Below are 18,174 nucleotides of genomic sequence, written 5' to 3'. Positions count from 1 at the left end.
TGTTAATACCCCTTATCCAAACACGGTCACTGGGATAGACAGTTTAGCTAACATGGAACGTACCCAGTCAGCATCGGTCTTAGTACAGCTACCCAATGCGTCAGAGCCGCAGAAAAGCAAGACAGCTTTACCCTCAGACCCAATCTGCAACATACCCGTATTAACCCAGCCGTCACGCATCAACGAATAATTGTCATAACCTGCAGAACTCTCGTCAGTATGCGGAAGGTATAGAGTAAACCCAGTTAACGAGTCAACACCCTTTACGAACAGGTCAGAATTGGAGAAAGTTTCGCCCTCTTTCATGGACAGGACTTGAGATTCTTTAAAGTATTTAGGCGAACCTACAGTAACGAACGAATCTACTTTAGAAAGCGGTTCTTTAAAAGAAGAATCTTTCAGAGTCGAATTGTAAAGCAGGACAGGCTTACCCGAAACAGTGGTCGCTTCCATCAAACTCGCCAAATCACTACCCTTAACCAAGTAAGAACTGGTAAAACCTTGCGGATAGGCATGCTTAGCCACGTCCAAAGCGGTCTGATACCGAGTCTGACCCTTCAAAGGAATCGCCGAAAGAGCTTGCACCGACTTGTAATTGCAGGCAGCACCCACACAATACAAGTTAGTAGCCGAACTTGTGTACGAATTAGCGGGGATAGTACCATCAGAATTCATCTGAATAATCGGACTACCCTTAATGTTCGCCTGGGTCAGCATAGTGTCTACCGGAGTAGATGTAAGGTACACGTCCCCAGTAGGCTGCTTACCCTGATAAATAGCATCATTTACACTAACAGTGTCAACAGCTACCTTATCCGTAACCTTGACTGCCGAAAATTTGGCAGTCTTTGCAGATGTCGCAATTACCTGCTGCAAAGGCTCGACTTGCTGCCACTGAGGATTCTTAGAATCCACTATCAGCTTAACGCCATCTTGAAAACTACCTACCGCAGCTGACTTAGCTACCTCTGAACGGTCAACTAAGTAAACTTTGGAATACCCTGGCATCACCGAGTGAGCCACATCAAAAGTGTCATCACCCAAATGCTTCACGGTAGCATTACCCTGGTGGGTATCCGTGGTGTTAGCTAGTGCAGGAGACGCCCCCGCTAAACCAGCTAACGACAACAATAACGTAGCCGAAGCTACGTACTTTAAATAACTCATACATTCACTCCAATCTTGAACCTAGTGATGAGCAAACAAATAAAAAAATAAATAAAACTCCCCTATCAACCCGAATAGGAAGATAGGGGAGTAATACGGTATGAAATTTTAGTGGTAAACAGTCGTGAGGGAGTTATCAAAAGAACCACAAGAAATTGTTAATAGACCGTCTCCAACCATAACTCCGTTAGTATCAGGACGGAACCATGGACCGTGCGTAGTAACAGCAGAAGCACCACAAGCAAAGGGCTTACCAGAACGACCAGCTTTCTCAACCCAAGCCCAATGCCCCTCGGATTGGAAAAAGCTCTCTGCCCTATCCTCAGCAATATCTTTTAGGTAATAAGAGCCAATAGACTTATCACCTAAATTATAAGAGGTTAATATACCCTCGTGAACTTGTGAACCTTTGTACGAAGGCATAACCTGTGTTACAATATTCTGGGGTAAGTTAAAAAGGTGTTCTACATGACCCACGAAACCAACACGCCCTTGTTCATCACGAGGCATACCCGAAGCCCATTCCCGATACTGTGCAATAAGCTCAGAGTTGCGGTTAAGGTTCAAACGATACTCAGGTAAACGCTTCTGAATAGCATTTTCCAAAGCTACCTCAAACTCATCAATATGCGCCTGAATGTACAAAGCACGCTGCTGAGGCGTCATAGCACTCAAATTATCAGGAGATGGCTTATTAACTGTATAACGCCAGTTCTTATTGAAAATGACTGTAGTTACCCGTGGGTCATCACGGGAAACAAGGTCTGCGCCAAATAGGATAATCCCTTTACTTTGGAAAAAGTCAACTACAGCACTGTCCTGAATATCGCGAGATGCACCATAGAACGCTGCCACGCTAGCCCAATCGTAGACTTCCGTGTATTCATTGAAATTCCAGCCCTGGAAAGCTCCAGTACCGGCGAAAAGTGGGTTGATTTTCCCTGCCCAAGGTAAGCCGAGACCGTTGGTAGGTTTGGGTTGGGGTTTTAGGGTAAGGACGTTATCGGGTAACGCTCCAGGTCCGCCTAGGAAAGTGACGTGGGCGAGGTTCAAAGCGTTGATACGGTCATTACCATGCCCAGAGGGGTGTACCAAAAGAATCGGGGCGTCAGTCAAAGTGCCGCCGACCACGGCGTCAATAAAGTTATCCGAACGCCCCACATACGCCCTTGTGAAACCGTTAGGGAAAGCCCGCTTCGCTAACAGTTCAGCCGTCTCGAAACGGTCTTTACCCTGCACACGTTCCTTAGCAGACACATAGTTACAGGCTGCACCGATACAAACCCGTGCCATGTTAGCGGGAAGTCCTGCCACGTTAGGGACACGCCCGTCAGGGTAAGCCAAAACGATAGGCGCATCAGTCAAAGCGCCGGAAGCAACCGCGTCTACCCCATCAGGGGCAGCCACATATAGGTGGTACAACGACTTACCATTGAAAGCCCGTCCGGCTATCAAAGCCGAGGTTTCCTGACGGTCTTTCCCGCCCATAACCCAAGCCTCAGCGCCTGGAGTCTTATAAGCATTGATAGTAGAAGCCGGAAAGGCTTTGCCCAGGAAAATGATTTCTTTAGGCGAATACCCCTGCAGGGCTTGCAAGGTGCGGGGGTTTACCTGACCAAGGGAGGACAACAAGACCGGACCATCGGTAAGCTGACCCGCCACCAAGGCATCTACAGGCAAATCGCCACGGGCGATATAAACCGTGTTCTGGTGACCCGTGAAAGTACGAGCCGCTATCTGTACCGCCGTATCGTAACGGTCGATACCGCCGATACGGTCCGTCTTTGGGGCGGCTTGTGCTAACCCCACACCCGTACCTGCTAAAGCCAGACAGGATAATGCTGCGACAAATTTACGATTCATGAACGTGGGCTTTCTACTTGGATTGTTTACGAAGGCACCCTAACAACACCTACAAGGAAACCTTCGATATCGGGTCTATTCTCTCACGCAAACCAGCGACATATGCCGTTACAGCAATAAAACATGGGGGCGATAGCACCCCTCTGTCGGGGGTTGCTACTCGCCCCACCCTGTCGGGGTATTCACCATACACGCAAAACATCCCCGCTTGTGCCCTGCTGACCGCCGGAATGCTTGCGGGCTAAATGTCTACAAGATGTGAGAAAGCTCGTATCCAGAGACAGCGCCGGTGATCTCGAATAGAACCTCGTGAAACCGGTAAAACGACCGGCGCAATCTCGGCAAAGTACTTGGTGACAGCTCGGCAAACCGACCGATAAGTCCTCGGCAAAACGACTGATAAGTCCTCGGCAAAACGACCGATAGACTGATAAAATGTCGATATGCTCACGAAAATTCCTGGTGCTCCCGAAGACTATCTTCCCCGGTATTTAGACGAAGAACTACGGGAATTATTCACGCAGCTGCCCGCGATTGCGATTGACGGCGCCAAGGGCGTAGGGAAAACCGAAACCGCACAGCGGTGGGTGGAGCATGTACTGGCTTTGGATAATCCCGAGATGGGACAACTCATCGCCGCCGATACCGTAAACCAGCTCACTAAATATGCAACAACATGCATAGATGAATGGCAGAAATACCCACCCGTGTGGGACGCGGTACGCCGCCTCGTGGATCAACAAACACCCAACAGGTTCCTGCTAACCGGCAGCGCCACGCCCGTTTCCGGGGTGGACACACATAGCGGAGCGGGACGTATCGCTTCGCTGCGACTGCGCCCCTTGAGCCTGGCCGAGCGTCCCAGCACCAACCCTAGTGTGTTCATTAGCCGCTTGTTCTTAGGCAACGCGGAAATATCTGGGGAAACCAATTTTGGACTCCCGGATTATGCCCAGGCTATCTGTGAGACCGGGATGCCCCAGATTTTCCGCGCCTCCCCACGCGCCCGACGGATTTTGATAGATGGCTATATTCAGCGCATTATCGACCACGACATCCCCGAACAAGGCGTGTTGATGCGTAAACCCCAAAGTCTTAGAGCCTGGATGAGTGCTTACGCAGCCGCATCCTCAACCACCGCCAGCTACTCTGCCATCTTGGATGCTGCTAGTCCTGGAGACCCCGATAAACCTGCGAAAAGCACCACCCAGAATATTCGCGAGCTGCTGACCCAACTGTGGATTCTCGATCCGGTACCCGGTTGGGCACCAACTGGCACGTCCCTGAAACGACTTACTTTCGGGCCCAAGCATCAACTGTTCGACCCCGGTATAGCCGCTGCTCTGACGGGAACCACCCCCGAAACACTGCTCAGCGGCAAACCCGGCAGTATGGAGACCTTCGGGCGGCTCTTTGAGGCACTGGCTACTTTAACTGTGCGTGCGGCCGGACAAGCCGCTGAAGCCAAGTGCTACCACTTGCGCACCCGCGCTGGGGAACACGAAATCGACCTGATTTTGGAGCGCTACGATGGGAAAGTCATTGCTTTCGAGGTCAAACTAGCTACCACCGTCAGTGAAAACGACCTGAAGCACCTGCACTGGCTGGGTGAACAACTCGGAAAACGTCTGGTCGAGCGCATCGTAATCACCACCGGACAGTTCGCATTCCGCCGCCCCGACGGCATTGCCATCGTCCCCCTCGCTCTGCTGGGGTAACGCTAAGATACCGGCATATAAGTACCAAAGATTAACCGCCGAGTTTCGCTACGTTCTTCCCCGTCGGGGTATCCGCAATCGCGGCGCTCTCGCTCACACCCCTATCCGTGAGCTCGCTGCGCTCGCCCCCTGTCTGGGTTCGTCTCCCGCCCCCCTGTCTGGGTTCGTTTCACGCCTCCGTCGGGGCATGCAATCGCTGCGCGATTGCATGCCCCTTAGCCGAAGCGGCAAATACCTTCCGGTTTTGTTTTGCCGCGGACTGCGTCTGCGGCTACGTTGCGCGGTCCAGCTCGCTTACGCAAGCAAGCTTGCGACGCGGCTGTGCCACGCAACTAGCCCGCTTCGCGGGCAAAACAAAACCGGTCAAGGTGCTTACCTTGACCGGAGTCGGGGTGGCGGGATTTGAACCCGCGGCCTCTTCGTCCCGAACGAAGCACGCTACCAAGCTGCGCCACACCCCGTGCGTTTTGCAACCCCTCAATTATACAGATGAACCGAAATATCAGAAATTGCGACCGAGCTAAATAATTCGTGCGCCGGATCATGAGACTTGCCCGGAACTGCACTCTGCTGGCAAGCATCTCCCATCAGGCAGAATAGCTCATAAATCGCCCATAACTTCAGACTAATCGCCTCCCAATCGACCCGTTTGCGGCTTTCGATACAATCGAAACGTGAATATCCTCGTTGTATGTACCGGCAACATCTGCCGCTCCCCGATGGCTGAAATCGTCCTACGCGAAACCGCCCAACGAGAAGGGCTTGACCTGCGCGTATCCTCAGCAGGAACCTCGGACGAAGAACACGGTCACGGTCTGGATCGGCGCGCGGCAAAAGTCCTCCGCGAAGCCGGCTATACCCTGCCCACCAGCCACTTGGCCCACCGCGCCACCACCGCGGAACTACGGAGTGCCGACCTTGTGCTGGCAATGACCACAGGTCACGCCCGCATCCTCCAGCGCATGATGGCCTCCGCTGGGGTCAGTGCCGACAAACTGCACCTGTGGAGGGAGTTCGACGGCACCGTGCCTTTCGGCTCCATCAACGATTATCTGCAATCTTCGCCAGGGTATTCCGACCAGTATTCTTCCGGAGGCCACGCAGACGTTCCCGACCCCTGGTATGGGGATCAGGACGGGTTTTATCGCACTTTAGCGGTTGTGGAGGCTGGTGCGGAGGGTCTGTTGCGCTGGCACAAGGGCGGAGGGGCACAAGCCCGGTAGGGTCCCACTTGCCGGTCTCACGCTGTGACGGAAACGCATTGAACTGACGGCAGTTGCCGTCAGTTCAATGCGTTTCCGCAATTTGCACAAAACTTTGGTTTGGTGTCGGGGAGTTTTGCCCCGCAATTCGAGCAAAAGCCGCCGGCGCCCCCAGCCGGAGCCGCCGGCTGCGGTTTACCACAGTTAGAACAGAAATTGCCGGTGTTTTGCGCCCCGCAATCGCAAACCCACGCCGCGCCCGATACGCCTGCCGCCCCGGCGCCACCTGCCGCACCGACCTGCTGCGCTGCTTGCTGCTGCTGCATTTGTGCTTGGTTCGAAGCTGCAGCCGCCCCCATAAAACCGCCGCCGGCTTGCATTCCCATGCCGACACCCATCATCGCCATACCCGCGCCCGCCGGATTCGACCCGGCGTTCTCGATACCGCGGGCCACGGAGCCTTGCACAAATCCCTCGCGAATCGTGGGATCTTGGAGCATCGCGCCCTGGTTGCGCATATCAATCATCTGGCGCGACTGTTCATCGTAAGAAATCGAAGCAATACCAACAGCCTGGACCTCGATACCGCGCTGTTGCAGCCACTCGGCGTCCAAAGCGTCGCGCATATACTTCGACAGCTCGCTCATCTTGGAGGTGACCTGAGAGATGCGAATACCGTCCACGCTCATCTGGTTGATGGAAACCTGCAACGCCTCCAGGAACTCGTTTTGGTACTGTTCCTTAATCTCATCAATATGCACGCGCGTGGCATCACGCGGAATCGCCTCGGCATAGAACTTCAACGGGTCGACGATACGAATGGAATAGGTGCCGTGCGCGCGCAGGAACAGCTCGGCGTTATAGAAATTGTCAAAGTACTGAACCGCGTTAGGAGTGCCGAACTTAATGCCCTTAATCTCTTGCAAATTGACGTAAAACGCCTGTTGTGCCCCGGAAGGAGTGCCGCCGAACTTGAAACGATTCCAAGTCTCTTTCAGTGCATCACCAAAGCTCCCGGAAAACAGAGACGGCGCCGAACCGGAATTAAACGTGTATGCGCCCGGTTCGGTGGAAAAGTCCACAATTTTGCCCGAATCTGTGACCAGCAAGGCTTGACGGTCATAAACCAGCAGCTTAGAACCGTCAGAAATGATGTCCTGCGAACCGCGCTTGTTTGATCCGCGCCCGTCCTGGCGCATCTGGACACCTTTGGTAAAGACGATACCTTCCCCCATGTCTTGTGCGGCGATGGCATCCAGCCACTGATCCGCCAAAGTACCGCCGATAGCGCCGGCTGCCGCCTGAATCAAGCCCATGTTTCCTCCTCATTTCAGTGTGTGCCAAAGACCACTCGGGTCGCCTGTGCGGGGCTACCCGGCTGGCAGTCTCTAGCTTTCACTAAAAACCTAGACGATTTAACACCCAAAAGGGTGAAAACCCAGCTGGTTTCGTGCCGAACGGGCATTTCTCAGGAAGGCGTGAGCGGTCAAAAGGGTGGTGCGTCCGGGCTTTCACCCATTTGGGTGTTCGTTTTGGGTGGCGGCGCTGTAAGTATAGGTGTGGAAAATCCCGCAGTTGGAGTCAATACCAAGGAGGAAATCATGGGTTTATTTGATGCGAAACAGTGCGCGCTGTGTTTTCAAAAGGCCGGAATGCTCACCAAGCAAAAGCTGCAAGACGGCTTTCTGTGTGGGGATTGCAAGAAGAAATTGTCCGACCTGTCCTCGGGGTGGAAGCAACGCACCGTCGCGGACGTGAACGAACACCTGGCGCTGCGCGAGGCGAACAAAGAACGTTCCGCCCAGTTCCAAGTCACTCGCTCGATTGGGACCGGGGGTTGCCTGGAACTTGACGACACCCACGGCTGGTTCCGGTTTAAGATTGGGCGCGACTACAAGCAGGGCAACGCCCAAGTATTTGCCTTTAACGAACTGGGTAATTTCTATGCGGAAATTCATTACGATTCCATCGCGGACGATGAGGACGGCGACGGTATCCCCGATCAGTACGATTGTGATTCCCATGGTTCACACCGCAACGGCATGGGAATGATGGGGACGATGGGCGGCGAACTGAACTCTCAATCAGCCAATATGTTCGTCAACGGTTCGGGAATGGTCCAGTACTTCCGTTCCGTCGGCAATCAGATCAACGATGCGGGGATGCCTTCCGAAGTGACGGACATCACCATGGTTGTGGGCACCACCAACCGTTTCTGGCCAGAAGTGCGGTTGCGCGGCTCGTTCTTTGGGGCGGGTAACGATATGCAAAAGTTGCAGGAAGCTCAACAGACTATTCAGACCCTCGCCCAGCTCCGCGTCGGTGCTGGTGGCATGGGGGCTCCGATGGACCAGCCGGGCATAATGTGTCAGCCGGGTATGGCTCCTATGGCGGGCGGCATGATGGTCGGGGGTATGGGTATGCCCCAGCAGGGTATGGCGCAGCCGGGGATGCAGTACGGTATGCCAGGTGCGATGCCAATGCAGCAGCCCTCGATGGGGGCAGTTCCCCAGCAGGGCATGGGTGCCCAGATGGGCGGGGCACCAGCTCAGGGCGCGCACCCGACAAATTGTCCCGCCTGTAATGCGCTGGTAGACGGGCAATTCTGCGGCAGTTGTGGCACCAAAGTTTATTGAAATCCCAGATGCAAAGCGAACCTCTGGAGTGAGGATTTTGCATTCAACGGGGGCTTCCGCAAGGAGGCCCCGTTGTTTTGCCCTCGGCAAATCACGGGTCAGACCCTTCACTTCACGTAGTGGCGGGAAGGGCTGGGAAACTCTCATGCTAATTTCAGGAAAGTGGGAAAATTATCAGCTTGCTTACAGGTTTGTAAGTACAACTATAGCTATAGTAGCACGGGTTAAAACTGTGTTTACATGGGGAAATGGTAGATAAGGTAAACCTTATTAAATCCTGTCTTTTTTCTGGGCAAAAGCTGGGATATTATTGGGACAGGAATAAAGGTTCCGAGCTCATGTTTCTATAGGAAGGCAAGAAAACGTGCGTAAGACAGATTTGACGAAAGCCGCGCTCGCCTACGTTGGGGCAGCTTCTTTGGTTTTCTCGACGCTGGTTGCCGGTACCGCCGGCGCATTTGCCACTGGTCCAGCGACTGCCGGGGCGATTGAGACCACGACCTCGGTTAACGCTCACCATTCAATTTCGGGTTCTGTGTTCCAACAGCAGGGTGGAGATCTCTGGCAGGCTCCTAATTCTGAAAAAGGCTACGGCGTTCCCTTGCCTGGCGTTCGTGTTTATGCGCAGTGGACCGAAAAGGATGGCTCCACCTCCCCGATTTATACGACAACCTCAAGGGCTGACGGTTCTTTCGCGATTGCAATGAAGCAGTTTGTGAAAGACAACGGTGAGGTGGCCAAATTTGATGCCGACCCAAACTTGCCCGAAGGTGAGAAATGGCGGGTCTGGACGGTCAATCCTGACACTAGCAAGTATCAACTTTTGTGGTCCTGGAACCATTCTCAAGTAGGGCCAAAAGGTATTGTCATGGACACTGCGGGCGGTGCAGCCAACCTGATTGGTTCCAATCGAGTGACGGGATTACGCTTCGCATACTCGGAAAAGGTGGATGCCACTCTGATGCATCTTTCCGAAGCTAGTGACAATGGTCCGAAACAGAATGCTGGCTTTGTTGCAGGACGTGTGTACTGGAACCTTTTTGAGTTGCCTGGCGGTCTGAACTGGGGAACCGTAACTAATTTCGACTCCAATAAGGACAAACCTGTTGCAGGCGTAACAGTGACTGGCTCCTATCTGAAGGACTCCGCTATCCGGCGCATCATGACTGGGTACAAAACGATTGCCGGTAAGACCCCTCGGGCGGGTGGAATCGCTATCTGGACGCCAAAAGATGAAGCCTCAATGCAGGCGTGGATTAAAGATCAGATTGCCAAAGAAGGCGTGGATAACTGGATTGCAGAAACCGTAACCACGAAAACGGATGCGAATGGTGAGTATGCCCTGCAATTCAAGGGAACTTGGGGTAGCCATGTTGCAGATGAGGAAAAATGCGGTCTTGTTGACAAGAAATTATGCGGCACTCTCGCGGCTGATGCGAAAACAGGCTCGTGGCTCAAGGGAAACGCGAATTCCAAGCACATTAATGACGATTGGATGTTTATCTCTATAGAAAACCATCCGGGCATTGCCCAAACTAGCCCTTTCTATAACAACGCCTTCAAGGGTTATATAGGTTCTTTGACCACCGCGGGTTGGCCAGTAACTAACATGGTGAATTATCTCAATCATGTAAATTTCGCGCTTTACCCTGAATACGTAGATTTTGACGTAAACCCCTACAACACTGCAGATAACTTGGCTAAGCGTGGAGACACCGCCGGTACAACCACCACCGGGTTGCCGAAGGCATGGAACAACTCCACGACGTACCAAATCGAGTGGAGCGCGGAGGGTAAGGTCGTACCCGGTGGTAGTTGCGAGAAGCAGCGTCCCAACGCTATGGGTGATTTGAAATCCTGTCCTTTGACAGTTCCCGCCAACTTGGAGCGTAAGACCACCTATACTGCGAAGCTTTACGCTTTTGCCGCTGATGGAACTCGTATCGAAACCCCACTGGCAATGGATGCATTCACGGCGGTTCCTGACACGGGGGACACTGACGGTGACGGTGTGCCCGACGACAAAGACAAATGTGAGAAAACCCCGGACGGGACTACGGTAGACGAAGACGGCTGCACTTTGGCGCAGCGCTACAAGCCGAACTACCGTGACACCGAGGCTAAGGTCGGACAGAAAGCAACGTCCGAGCCCCCCACTTTTGATGACGCGACCACATCTGAGGTGGAACATCTGCTCTACAACGGGCTAGGCAAGGACCGCAAGGGTTCCGCGGCTCTGTTCAAACCTGGGGACGGTACAGCTGCCCAGAACGGTGCTATCACCATTACGCCCGCGAAAGAAGGCGGCAACCCCGTGTCTGTCACCGTCACCTACAGTGATGGAACCAGCGTGGATACTACCGCGAACTTCATCGCTACCAATGGCGATGAGGATGGCGATGGCGTGCCGGATAGCAAAGACAAGTGCTCGAATACCCCAAAGGATTACCAGGGTCAGGTGACCGCAGACGGATGTGCGATTCCTACGGTTAGTGACTTCACTGTGCGCGGTACCGTGGGCAAGCCCATCAATCCGGCACAAATCGTCATCATTGACCCCGACCACATCGTGACGAACTGCACCTCGGGAGAGTTGCCCCTGGGCTTGACCGCCAAATGGGAAAAGGGGACGTGTATGGTAAGCACTGCCACCCATCCCGATAAGGCTCTGAACCAAGACGGTCTGACCGTTGAAGTGACCTACCAGGGCGGCACTGCCATCAGTCACGGTAGCGTAGCTATTGCTGATAAACCAGATGGTGACGGCGACGGTGTGCCTGATCCGCAAGACCCGAATCATCCCGGCGCTGGTGAGGACCACTGCCCCGGCACCCCGGACGACGCTAAGGTTGACGACGACGGTTGCTCCGTGGTGCCGACTGTCGGTCCGGCTCCTACTATCACCGGCACGGTAGGTGACCCCATCACCCCGGCGGTGGTGCCAGTAGCCAACCCCGGCAAAGCCAAGATTACCTGTGAATCCAAGGATTTGCCGGCGGGCTTGAGCATTGCCTATGACGAAGCGAAGCATGGGTGCGTGATTTCGGGCACTCCGACCGTGAAGGTCCCGGCTGACACCACCTACACCGTGACCGTCAACTACACTCCGCAGGATGAAAACAATTCGGCTGGAAAGATTGATACGACCGGTAATGTCACCATCAAAGGTAAAGATTCTGACGGCGATGGCGTGGACGATCCGGAAGACCCAAATCATCCCGGCGCGGGTGAGGATCACTGCCCCGGCACCCCGGAGGGCGCTAAGGTTGATGCCAATGGCTGCCCCGTGGCTCCAACCGTCGGTACTGTCCCGGACGTGAACGGAGAAACCGGCAAACCGGTTACGCCGGTGGAAATCCCGGTTGATAACTCCGGAAAAATCACCAAACTGGAGTGCCACGCCGAGGGGCTAGCCGCCGGTTTGACCATCAAGCTGAACCAGGATGGCACGGCTTGCGTTATCTCGGGAAGCCCGACCCAGCCAAAGACCGGCGAAATCAAGGTATCCGTGACCTATCCCGACCCGCAGAACCCGGAGAAAACTAAGACCTCCGAGCCTAGCACCGGTAAAGTCAACATCACCAAGGGTGATAACGGTGGCGGAAATACCCCCGGACGGAACACGCCCGGCGGTATCCCTGGCGGAACCACCCCTGATGGACCTTTCCCTGTTCCTGTTGCCCCTGAAAACATCACACCGAACCCCAGCCCGGAGCTGCCTCCGGTGGCGGGAGTACAGGAACATGCGCAGCCTGCCCCGAACGCCAACGGTGGCAAGCAAGCTCCGCAGCCTCCGGTAGCCGGAGTGACCGCGACTCCGTCCTTGGTTCCGGCTGCTCCGTATCAGCCAAAGATGCCCATTGCCTTGGCTCACACGGGCGTAAACTCGGTACCTTTCAGCCTCGCTGTAGCGGCCCTGCTGTTGGGATTGGGTGCTTGCTTCAGTCTGCGGAGCCGCAAACTTGACCAGGATTAACTGAACATAACTGCATAAATCGAGAGACTGGCTCTCTCCTGTAGAACCATTAGCGGGAACCTCCGGTGAGGCTCCCGCTAATGGTTTTTAGCTGTGTGGATAGCCCTCGCCAGAAACGCCGGTATCTGGGGCTAATAATTCTGAATCAGCTGCGTGGAAATTTGCGTGGCAAGCTATAAACTTAATCAAAAGGAGAGGGAAAGACCGTGGAAAGTGACCAGGAACACCTTGTGAACACGACAGACACATCGCCACATCCGGCTACACGAACAGATTCCCCGATCCGTCAGGCATATCGGGGCAAGCGCCCCGATTCCACCCCGGTCTGGTTCCTGGGTCAGTCCGCGCTGCAGCACCCTGATAATTGGCAGGATTTGAGCGTCCGCGAACAGATGGACTATTGTCTGCGTCCAGAAGTCGGGGTGAAGACCGCGCTAGATCCGGTGCGGCAATTCGGTGTGGATGCCGCCCTGTGCAACTCTGACGTGCTGTTTCCCCTGCGACTGGTGGGTTACGACCTGGTGCGCAAAATTGACCCCCACGGTGAACCCATGCGACCACTGCGTTCCACCGCGGATGTGGATCGAATCATGGCTCTGCCTAATCCAGATTGGTCACGAGTCGAGACGCTCAGCCGGGCGCAGCGCAGTGAGCTAGCACCCGAAAAAGTCCTCATCGCCATCGCGGGAGCGCCTTTCGTGCTGTCCTCGCTGCTGGTGGAAGGCTCCGTCAGCGTCCCGCAAAACCTCCAGACCCGCATCTTTATGCAGTCGCAGCCCCGGAACTGGGAACGGCTGATGAGCTGGTGTTCGAGTCTGGTGCGTCACTTTTTGATGGCACAAGTGCGGGGCGGCGCGGAAGTCATTCAGATGGTCGATCCGTGGGTGCGGACGTTGACTGAGGGAGAATATGCGTGCCTAGCGGAGTCCTATGCGCGCGAAATATATAACGAGTTCGACGAGGGCATCATCCGGATTTCCTGCAGCCTGGGCGCTGAACATTTGCTGTCTTCGATTTCCCCTTACGTAAATGTGCTGGGCGTGGGTGATGAATTAACCCTGGCAGAAGCAGCACAAATTGTGCCGGGGATGGTCTTGCAGGGGAACCTCGACCCGGACCTCATCCTGCTCGGTGGCTCAGACGCCCAAGCAGCTGCGCGTCAGGTGCTGGAATCTGGATTGAGTGCGCCCGCCCATGTCTTTAATGTCGCCGGCAGACTGGATCCCGATTCTGACCCCGACGAGGTTCACCGGCTGGTTGATTTCATCCACGACTACCGGTTTTAACATTTCACGGCATTCTCGACAGATTTTTCCGCAGCATAATTATGTCTTTCATCAGGGAATACGTGTCTAAAAAAACAAAGTTGAGTCCATGCGTATCAAGTTTAACTAGCACTCTGGGAATAAGAGTGCTAATCTGGTTGTTGTACTGAATGGAACCGGGAAAGCCGGGACCACAGCCGAAAACTGAAAAACGACACAACTGGAAAAACTATCTGGAGGATACAAATCATGGCTACTTATCGAGACCCATTCACTGAAATCGACCGCATGTTCAACACGGCACTGCACTCCCCGGCAACCCCGGCGATGCCCTTGGATCTATACCGGGACGGCGACAAATTCGTCGCCTGCGTGGACCTGCCCGGCGTAGACCCCGCGACTATTGACATTGACGTCGAGGATCGCACCTTGACCATCTCTGCCCAGCGCAAACCCACCGAAGGTGAGGACCTGCACTGGCTGAACCGCGAACGTCCCGCCGGAACCTTCGCGCGCCAGCTGACCCTGGGATACGGCTTGGCACTCGATCGTATTGCTGCCAACTATGAAGGCGGAGTCCTGACCGTGACCATTCCGGTCGCCGAAGAAAACAAGCCGCGCAAGATTCAGGTCGCCGTGGGCGGCGACGCCGACAAAGTCATCGAAAGCTAACAGAAACAGCGCGGGCAGAGCCACGCCACGTCCGTTGCAACGGGCAGCTCCGCCCGGGTGATAAAAAATTCTCCCCGGTCAAACGTTTGACCGGGGAGACTGTCGAATTTATGGAAAGTTTCGCTACCGAATCCTAGCCGACAGAAACTGAGTCCGCGACTTCCGCGGGGGTTTCCGGAGCGGTGGTAATCGGGGCATCCAGCGGCGGACGCACGCCGCGCGGATCCTTCACAATCAGGTAAACTGCCCAAATCATGCCCCCCAGAGCCACCACGAACAGACCCAGGTAGGTGTCATTGAGCATATCCAAGGGTTCGGGATTGAATACCGCAACGCCCTCTTCGATGTATTCAGCAATCAAATCCACAATCCACATTAGGGAAGCACCCCAGTACATCCAGCACAGCAGGTCCACCCGCATCTTAGATTGCGGAGCGTGAGAATACCACCAGGCGGTCGAGGCGATGGCGGCAAAAAGTGTAATCAATAGGGTCATGTCCGGCTCCTTACGCTTTCGGGTTAGTATCAGTGACAGAGCGACGTTCGGTAGCGCGAATGACCGCGAGCCCGACTGCCCAAACCAATGTCACCAGCACTGCCATACCAACTCCGACAGTGCCCATTTCCAGAAGCATTTGCTGCGCGTCAGCAGGGTCGGCAGCTGCCGTCAGGAACGGGAAATACGGCACGACTTCGCCATGCCAAAAGTGTTCAAACATCAACAGAACAGCCCCGCCCCACAGCAGGTTGGTCAGCCAGTTCAGTTTCCGAACCAAGACCAGGGTGCGCGCGGACTTCTCCGAGGCTTCACCAGTTTGTGCTTTGTGGGCGAGGTGCTTCTTTACTGCCGTCACCACTACAGCTTCAGCGGTGGGGACCAGAAAACATGCCATTATGAATCCTTACTTTAGGGGGATAAAACCTAGCATTTATTTTACACAGGTGCGCCTTACTTGAGAAAAGGGACCGTTTCGTGCGGCGGTGTGAAAATCGTCGAACCCGCTACATTCCGCACCCAGCGCCCGTCCGCGGGCAAATGCTAGGAAATCATGCCCAGTTCCCGCCACGTGTCCAGGGAATCCTGAGCTTCCTCGGGCGTCAACAGGTTCATCGCGAACCCATTTTGAATCAAGACATAATCGCCCACCTGCGCTTCGGGAACGTACGCCATGCAGGCGTCTTGCACGTGACCAGCCACATCGATACGTCCCATCGGCATGACACCGGGGGCAATCGACAAAATCTTGCAGGGCACTCCTACGCACATGACGGCATCCTTTCCACGGGGGAAATCATGAGACGAGATTCTCTCGCCGCGACACTCCCCAGTCCCATTTTAGACGTTTTCGACTTTCAGTCCCATCTGACCGGCAGGCGCGGAACTGATGGGCAGGCAGGGGTCCGCTTCACGAATGGATTGTTCCCAAGCGTCAGCCTGTTGTGCCTGGTCCAGGGCACTAGCCTGGGTCAGCAGTTGTGCCAGCCAAGGTTCGTTTTGGGCAGTGGGAGTGAGGATGCGTGCCTGCGCGATTGTCCCGTCAGCCCCGAGGGCATAGGTGTGAGCAAGGATGCCCCGCGGTCCGTCCACCAGCCCGGTCCCACTGCCGGCAGTGAACCGCACGGTTGCGGGATCCACGAGTTCGCCACGGTCAGCCCCCTCCACGAGCTGAGTCAGCTGCTGGGTCAGGGCTTCGGTTCGTTCCAAAACATGCAAAGTGATGATGGCACGCGCCCCGGCAGCCCCCCGACCGCCAGCCAGCCACCGCGCTTGTGCCGTCGCCGCCCGCGGGGTGGATAAAGTCCCGACGGAGAGCTGGGCGACCGGACCGACCCGGTAGCGCCCGTTCTCGGGACCCTCAACGCGCAAGTACGGCCGCGGGGCGGGCGAACCGGGGATTTCCTCCGTAATCCGGTCATTCCACTGGGAAAACTCGAACTCGTCCACTGCGCTGGTGTTCCGTGCGACTCTGACCCTGGTGCCAAACACGTCGGGGGCGCCGTTGTCATCAATGAGCGCCACGTCCGCTCCGGTAAAGTCGCCGGCTCCAGCCGCTTCGGGGGAGGATGCTAAAGCAGCATCGCACAGGGCTGCGGCAGCGTCCCGTGTGGTGGCGAGGTCTGCGGAGAGGTCGCACAAGGTCGGGGTAGCGGGCCACATGCTGACCCCGCCGGGTACTGCCGTCGCCGGAAAATGACCTGGCGAGCCCGCTGCGACCAGCATCTTTTTCGAAATCCGTTTCAGCGCCACCCCGGCGTCACGGTCTTGCATTAAGAACCGTAGCGAGTGAGCTTCGACGATAGAACCGTAATGCAGCAGCCGACGGATGAGCTGCGCGGCAGACGTAAGCGGAGTCAGACCGCTCAACGCATCCAGCGCCCTGGTTCCTGCCAAGTGATGCGCTACCGGGCAAATCCCGCACAGATGCTCGGTCATTTTCAAGGCTTCGAGCGCGGTTTTGCCCACCAACATGCCGTCCACTCGGGGCAAGCCCTGCAGGTCAAAACGGGCGTGGGGATGCCCGGAAGAATCGTGAGTGACGACGATGCGTCCCTCCATCGGGTCGATGATTTCATCAAGATTGATTTTCATGATTCTCCTGAGACAATTGGTTCATGCATGAACTTGGGCTGTTAACTTCGGTGGTGGCAGCGGTCGAAAAAGCGGCTGCACAGGCTGATTCCCAGGTTACTCGAGTTGAAAAAGTTGCGCTCGATGTGGGCACCATGTCGGAGGCAATTCCAGAGGCTCTCTACGGTTCCTGGCCCATCGCCCGACAGGGCAGCATCTGTGCCCAAGCCGAACTGGAAGTCACTATGATTCCCGCCAGCGTGTACTGTCCACGGTGCGCGCGGGACGTCCCCATTGATGAGTTCTTTGCTCTCACCTGCCCGGAATGTGGAATGCCCACCGGGAACCTGACGCACGGGCGTGAGTTCAAAATCGCCTGGGTGCAGTGGGATACCGCGTCCGAGAACCCGAGTAGCGCTGCGAAATCTTAGTGCGCCTAGTCAGCGCTGGGCTTTCAACTGAGCCAGGAATCGAGGACTTCCGCCGCGAGTTCGACTGCGCGGGGAATACCACTCTGGGCACTCGGGGTCAGACCCAGGTGCAAGTTCACGTTTTCGGCGACCACCCCGACGACTTCGAGGATACGAGGTTCCTTGCCGGTTAAGCGAGCCGAAGTCAAAATATCGAGCAAACCGACCTGGTGAGGCGATATTTTCATGGAAAGTAGGCGCGGGACGTGATCCCCACTCAGGTGCAGGGCTTGACCGGGAGTGCGTCCGTTGCCCGAAGTCACCGAATCCAGAATCAACAGATGCTCAGATTCCTGTACCACCGGCACCAGCTCCATGCCACCAGTGCCACCCTCCAGCAGAGCTAACTCACCGCCCTTTTGCGCAGCCTGCCAAGCGGGACGGCTCGGCACGAGCTGCTGCAAGCCAGCTAAGATTTGCAGCCCGATACCGTCGTCACCCATGATTGGATTCCCCACCGCCAGGACGGTGAAACGCGCCCCTGCCCAGCAGGTAGCGTCTACGGCAGAAACATCCGGCAGCGGGACCTGTCCATCGAGCCTGCCAGGGACGTCTGGTGAATCAAAGACCCCAGCGGAAAGAGTGTCCGCCGCCGTCCCCCCGGCAGGGTTCGCATCGTGAGCCATCTAAACCTTT

Annotated in this window: 15 protein-coding genes and 1 tRNA gene; 7 read left to right on the top strand and 9 right to left on the bottom strand. The window is 55.5% G+C overall.

All coding sequences use genetic code 11. The features are described 5' to 3' along the window. Window positions 1-12 precede the first annotated feature (12 nt). A complete protein-coding gene (locus HMPREF0576_RS07495; protein ID WP_004011357.1) occupies window positions 13-1,167 on the bottom strand; it encodes a cell wall-binding repeat-containing protein in 1,155 nt (384 codons plus the stop codon). Between the two features lie 108 nt (window positions 1,168-1,275). After that, window positions 1,276-3,030 carry a cell wall-binding repeat-containing protein gene (locus tag HMPREF0576_RS07490; RefSeq protein ID WP_004011356.1) on the bottom strand — a complete coding sequence of 585 codons (1,755 nt, stop codon included), beginning with the start codon at window positions 3,028-3,030 and terminating at the stop codon, window positions 1,276-1,278. Between the two features lie 443 nt (window positions 3,031-3,473). Between HMPREF0576_RS07490 and HMPREF0576_RS07485 the strand changes: the two genes are divergently transcribed. Further along, window positions 3,474-4,748, top strand: coding sequence for an ATP-binding protein (locus HMPREF0576_RS07485; RefSeq protein ID WP_004011355.1), 1,275 nt, complete (start codon window positions 3,474-3,476; stop codon window positions 4,746-4,748). 387 nt (window positions 4,749-5,135) lie between these two features. Here HMPREF0576_RS07485 and HMPREF0576_RS07480 read toward each other — a convergent pair. After that, window positions 5,136-5,209, bottom strand: a tRNA-Pro gene (locus HMPREF0576_RS07480). Window positions 5,210-5,422: 213 nt separating this feature from the next. On the opposite strand from HMPREF0576_RS07480, the gene HMPREF0576_RS07475 reads away from it, so the two are divergent. Next, entirely contained in the window at window positions 5,423-5,971 is a 549-nt protein-coding gene (locus tag HMPREF0576_RS07475) for a low molecular weight protein-tyrosine-phosphatase (RefSeq protein ID WP_081456832.1), read from the top strand. Between the two features lie 59 nt (window positions 5,972-6,030). Here HMPREF0576_RS07475 and HMPREF0576_RS07470 read toward each other — a convergent pair whose 3' ends face one another. Then, window positions 6,031-7,266 (bottom strand): SPFH domain-containing protein, encoded by a 1,236-nt coding sequence (locus HMPREF0576_RS07470; protein ID WP_004011353.1) that lies wholly within the window; start codon window positions 7,264-7,266, stop codon window positions 6,031-6,033. Window positions 7,267-7,551: 285 nt separating this feature from the next. Here HMPREF0576_RS07470 and HMPREF0576_RS07465 point away from each other — a divergent pair, with 285 nt between their 5' ends. The 4 genes from HMPREF0576_RS07465 to HMPREF0576_RS07450 all read left to right on the top strand — a co-directional run bounded on the left by HMPREF0576_RS07465 (window position 7,552) and on the right by HMPREF0576_RS07450 (window position 14,499). Beyond that, a complete protein-coding gene (locus tag HMPREF0576_RS07465; RefSeq protein ID WP_245527373.1) occupies window positions 7,552-8,586 on the top strand; it encodes a DUF4428 domain-containing protein in 1,035 nt (344 codons plus the stop codon). 364 nt (window positions 8,587-8,950) lie between these two features. After that, a complete protein-coding gene (locus tag HMPREF0576_RS07460) occupies window positions 8,951-12,562 on the top strand; it encodes a putative Ig domain-containing protein (protein WP_004011351.1) in 3,612 nt (1,203 codons plus the stop codon). A gap of 206 nt (window positions 12,563-12,768) precedes the next feature. Next, window positions 12,769-13,848, top strand: coding sequence for a uroporphyrinogen decarboxylase family protein (locus HMPREF0576_RS07455; RefSeq protein WP_004011350.1), 1,080 nt, complete (start codon window positions 12,769-12,771; stop codon window positions 13,846-13,848). A 228-nt stretch (window positions 13,849-14,076) separates the two neighbouring features. Next, window positions 14,077-14,499, top strand: a complete 423-nt coding sequence (locus HMPREF0576_RS07450; RefSeq protein WP_004011349.1) for an Hsp20/alpha crystallin family protein — start codon at window positions 14,077-14,079, stop codon at window positions 14,497-14,499. 133 nt (window positions 14,500-14,632) lie between these two features. On the opposite strand, the gene HMPREF0576_RS07445 is transcribed toward HMPREF0576_RS07450, so the two are convergent. From HMPREF0576_RS07445 to HMPREF0576_RS07430, 4 genes are all read right to left on the bottom strand, one after another. Further along, entirely contained in the window at window positions 14,633-14,995 is a 363-nt protein-coding gene (locus HMPREF0576_RS07445; protein ID WP_004011348.1) for a hypothetical protein, read from the bottom strand. A gap of 10 nt (window positions 14,996-15,005) precedes the next feature. Beyond that, window positions 15,006-15,392: a hypothetical protein gene (locus HMPREF0576_RS07440; protein WP_004007718.1), complete on the bottom strand. Its 387-nt coding sequence runs from the start codon at window positions 15,390-15,392 to the stop codon at window positions 15,006-15,008. A 146-nt stretch (window positions 15,393-15,538) separates the two neighbouring features. Then, window positions 15,539-15,766, bottom strand: a complete 228-nt coding sequence (locus tag HMPREF0576_RS07435; protein ID WP_004007717.1) for a HypC/HybG/HupF family hydrogenase formation chaperone — start codon at window positions 15,764-15,766, stop codon at window positions 15,539-15,541. 69 nt (window positions 15,767-15,835) lie between these two features. Further along, complete coding sequence (locus HMPREF0576_RS07430; RefSeq protein ID WP_004011347.1) at window positions 15,836-17,089, bottom strand: nickel-dependent hydrogenase large subunit; 1,254 nt, start codon at window positions 17,087-17,089, stop codon at window positions 15,836-15,838. Between the two features lie 23 nt (window positions 17,090-17,112). Between HMPREF0576_RS07430 and HMPREF0576_RS07425 the strand changes: the two genes are divergently transcribed. Beyond that, entirely contained in the window at window positions 17,113-17,499 is a 387-nt protein-coding gene (locus HMPREF0576_RS07425; RefSeq protein ID WP_004011346.1) for a hydrogenase maturation nickel metallochaperone HypA/HybF, read from the top strand. Between the two features lie 23 nt (window positions 17,500-17,522). On the opposite strand, the gene HMPREF0576_RS07420 is transcribed toward HMPREF0576_RS07425, so the two are convergent. Next, complete coding sequence (locus HMPREF0576_RS07420) at window positions 17,523-18,164, bottom strand: hydrogenase maturation protease (protein WP_004011345.1); 642 nt, start codon at window positions 18,162-18,164, stop codon at window positions 17,523-17,525. Window positions 18,165-18,174 lie beyond the last annotated feature (10 nt).

The sequence above is a fragment of the Mobiluncus holmesii ATCC 35242 genome, from assembly GCF_000185445.1.
GTDB lineage: Bacteria > Actinomycetota > Actinomycetes > Actinomycetales > Actinomycetaceae > Mobiluncus > Mobiluncus curtisii.
The sequence above is the reverse complement of the archived record's forward strand: the minus strand, read 5'-3'. Positions and strand labels throughout refer to the sequence as shown.

Excerpts from the sequence above, each read along its gene's own strand:
- HMPREF0576_RS07495 (WP_004011357.1), bottom strand. The coding sequence starts at position 1,167 with ATGAGTTATTTAAAGTACGTAGCTTCGGCTACGTTATTGTTGTCGTTA.
- HMPREF0576_RS07490 (WP_004011356.1), bottom strand. The coding sequence starts at position 3,030 with ATGAATCGTAAATTTGTCGCAGCATTATCCTGTCTGGCTTTAGCAGGT.
- HMPREF0576_RS07485 (WP_004011355.1), top strand. The coding sequence starts at position 3,474 with ATGCTCACGAAAATTCCTGGTGCTCCCGAAGACTATCTTCCCCGGTAT.
- HMPREF0576_RS07470 (WP_004011353.1), bottom strand. The coding sequence starts at position 7,266 with ATGGGCTTGATTCAGGCGGCAGCCGGCGCTATCGGCGGTACTTTGGCG.
- HMPREF0576_RS07465 (WP_245527373.1), top strand. The coding sequence starts at position 7,552 with ATGGGTTTATTTGATGCGAAACAGTGCGCGCTGTGTTTTCAAAAGGCC.
- HMPREF0576_RS07450 (WP_004011349.1), top strand. The coding sequence starts at position 14,077 with ATGGCTACTTATCGAGACCCATTCACTGAAATCGACCGCATGTTCAAC.
- HMPREF0576_RS07445 (WP_004011348.1), bottom strand. The coding sequence starts at position 14,995 with ATGACCCTATTGATTACACTTTTTGCCGCCATCGCCTCGACCGCCTGG.
- HMPREF0576_RS07440 (WP_004007718.1), bottom strand. The coding sequence starts at position 15,392 with ATGGCATGTTTTCTGGTCCCCACCGCTGAAGCTGTAGTGGTGACGGCA.
- HMPREF0576_RS07435 (WP_004007717.1), bottom strand. The coding sequence starts at position 15,766 with ATGTGCGTAGGAGTGCCCTGCAAGATTTTGTCGATTGCCCCCGGTGTC.
- HMPREF0576_RS07430 (WP_004011347.1), bottom strand. The coding sequence starts at position 17,089 with ATGAAAATCAATCTTGATGAAATCATCGACCCGATGGAGGGACGCATC.
- HMPREF0576_RS07425 (WP_004011346.1), top strand. The coding sequence starts at position 17,113 with ATGCATGAACTTGGGCTGTTAACTTCGGTGGTGGCAGCGGTCGAAAAA.
- HMPREF0576_RS07420 (WP_004011345.1), bottom strand. The coding sequence starts at position 18,164 with ATGGCTCACGATGCGAACCCTGCCGGGGGGACGGCGGCGGACACTCTT.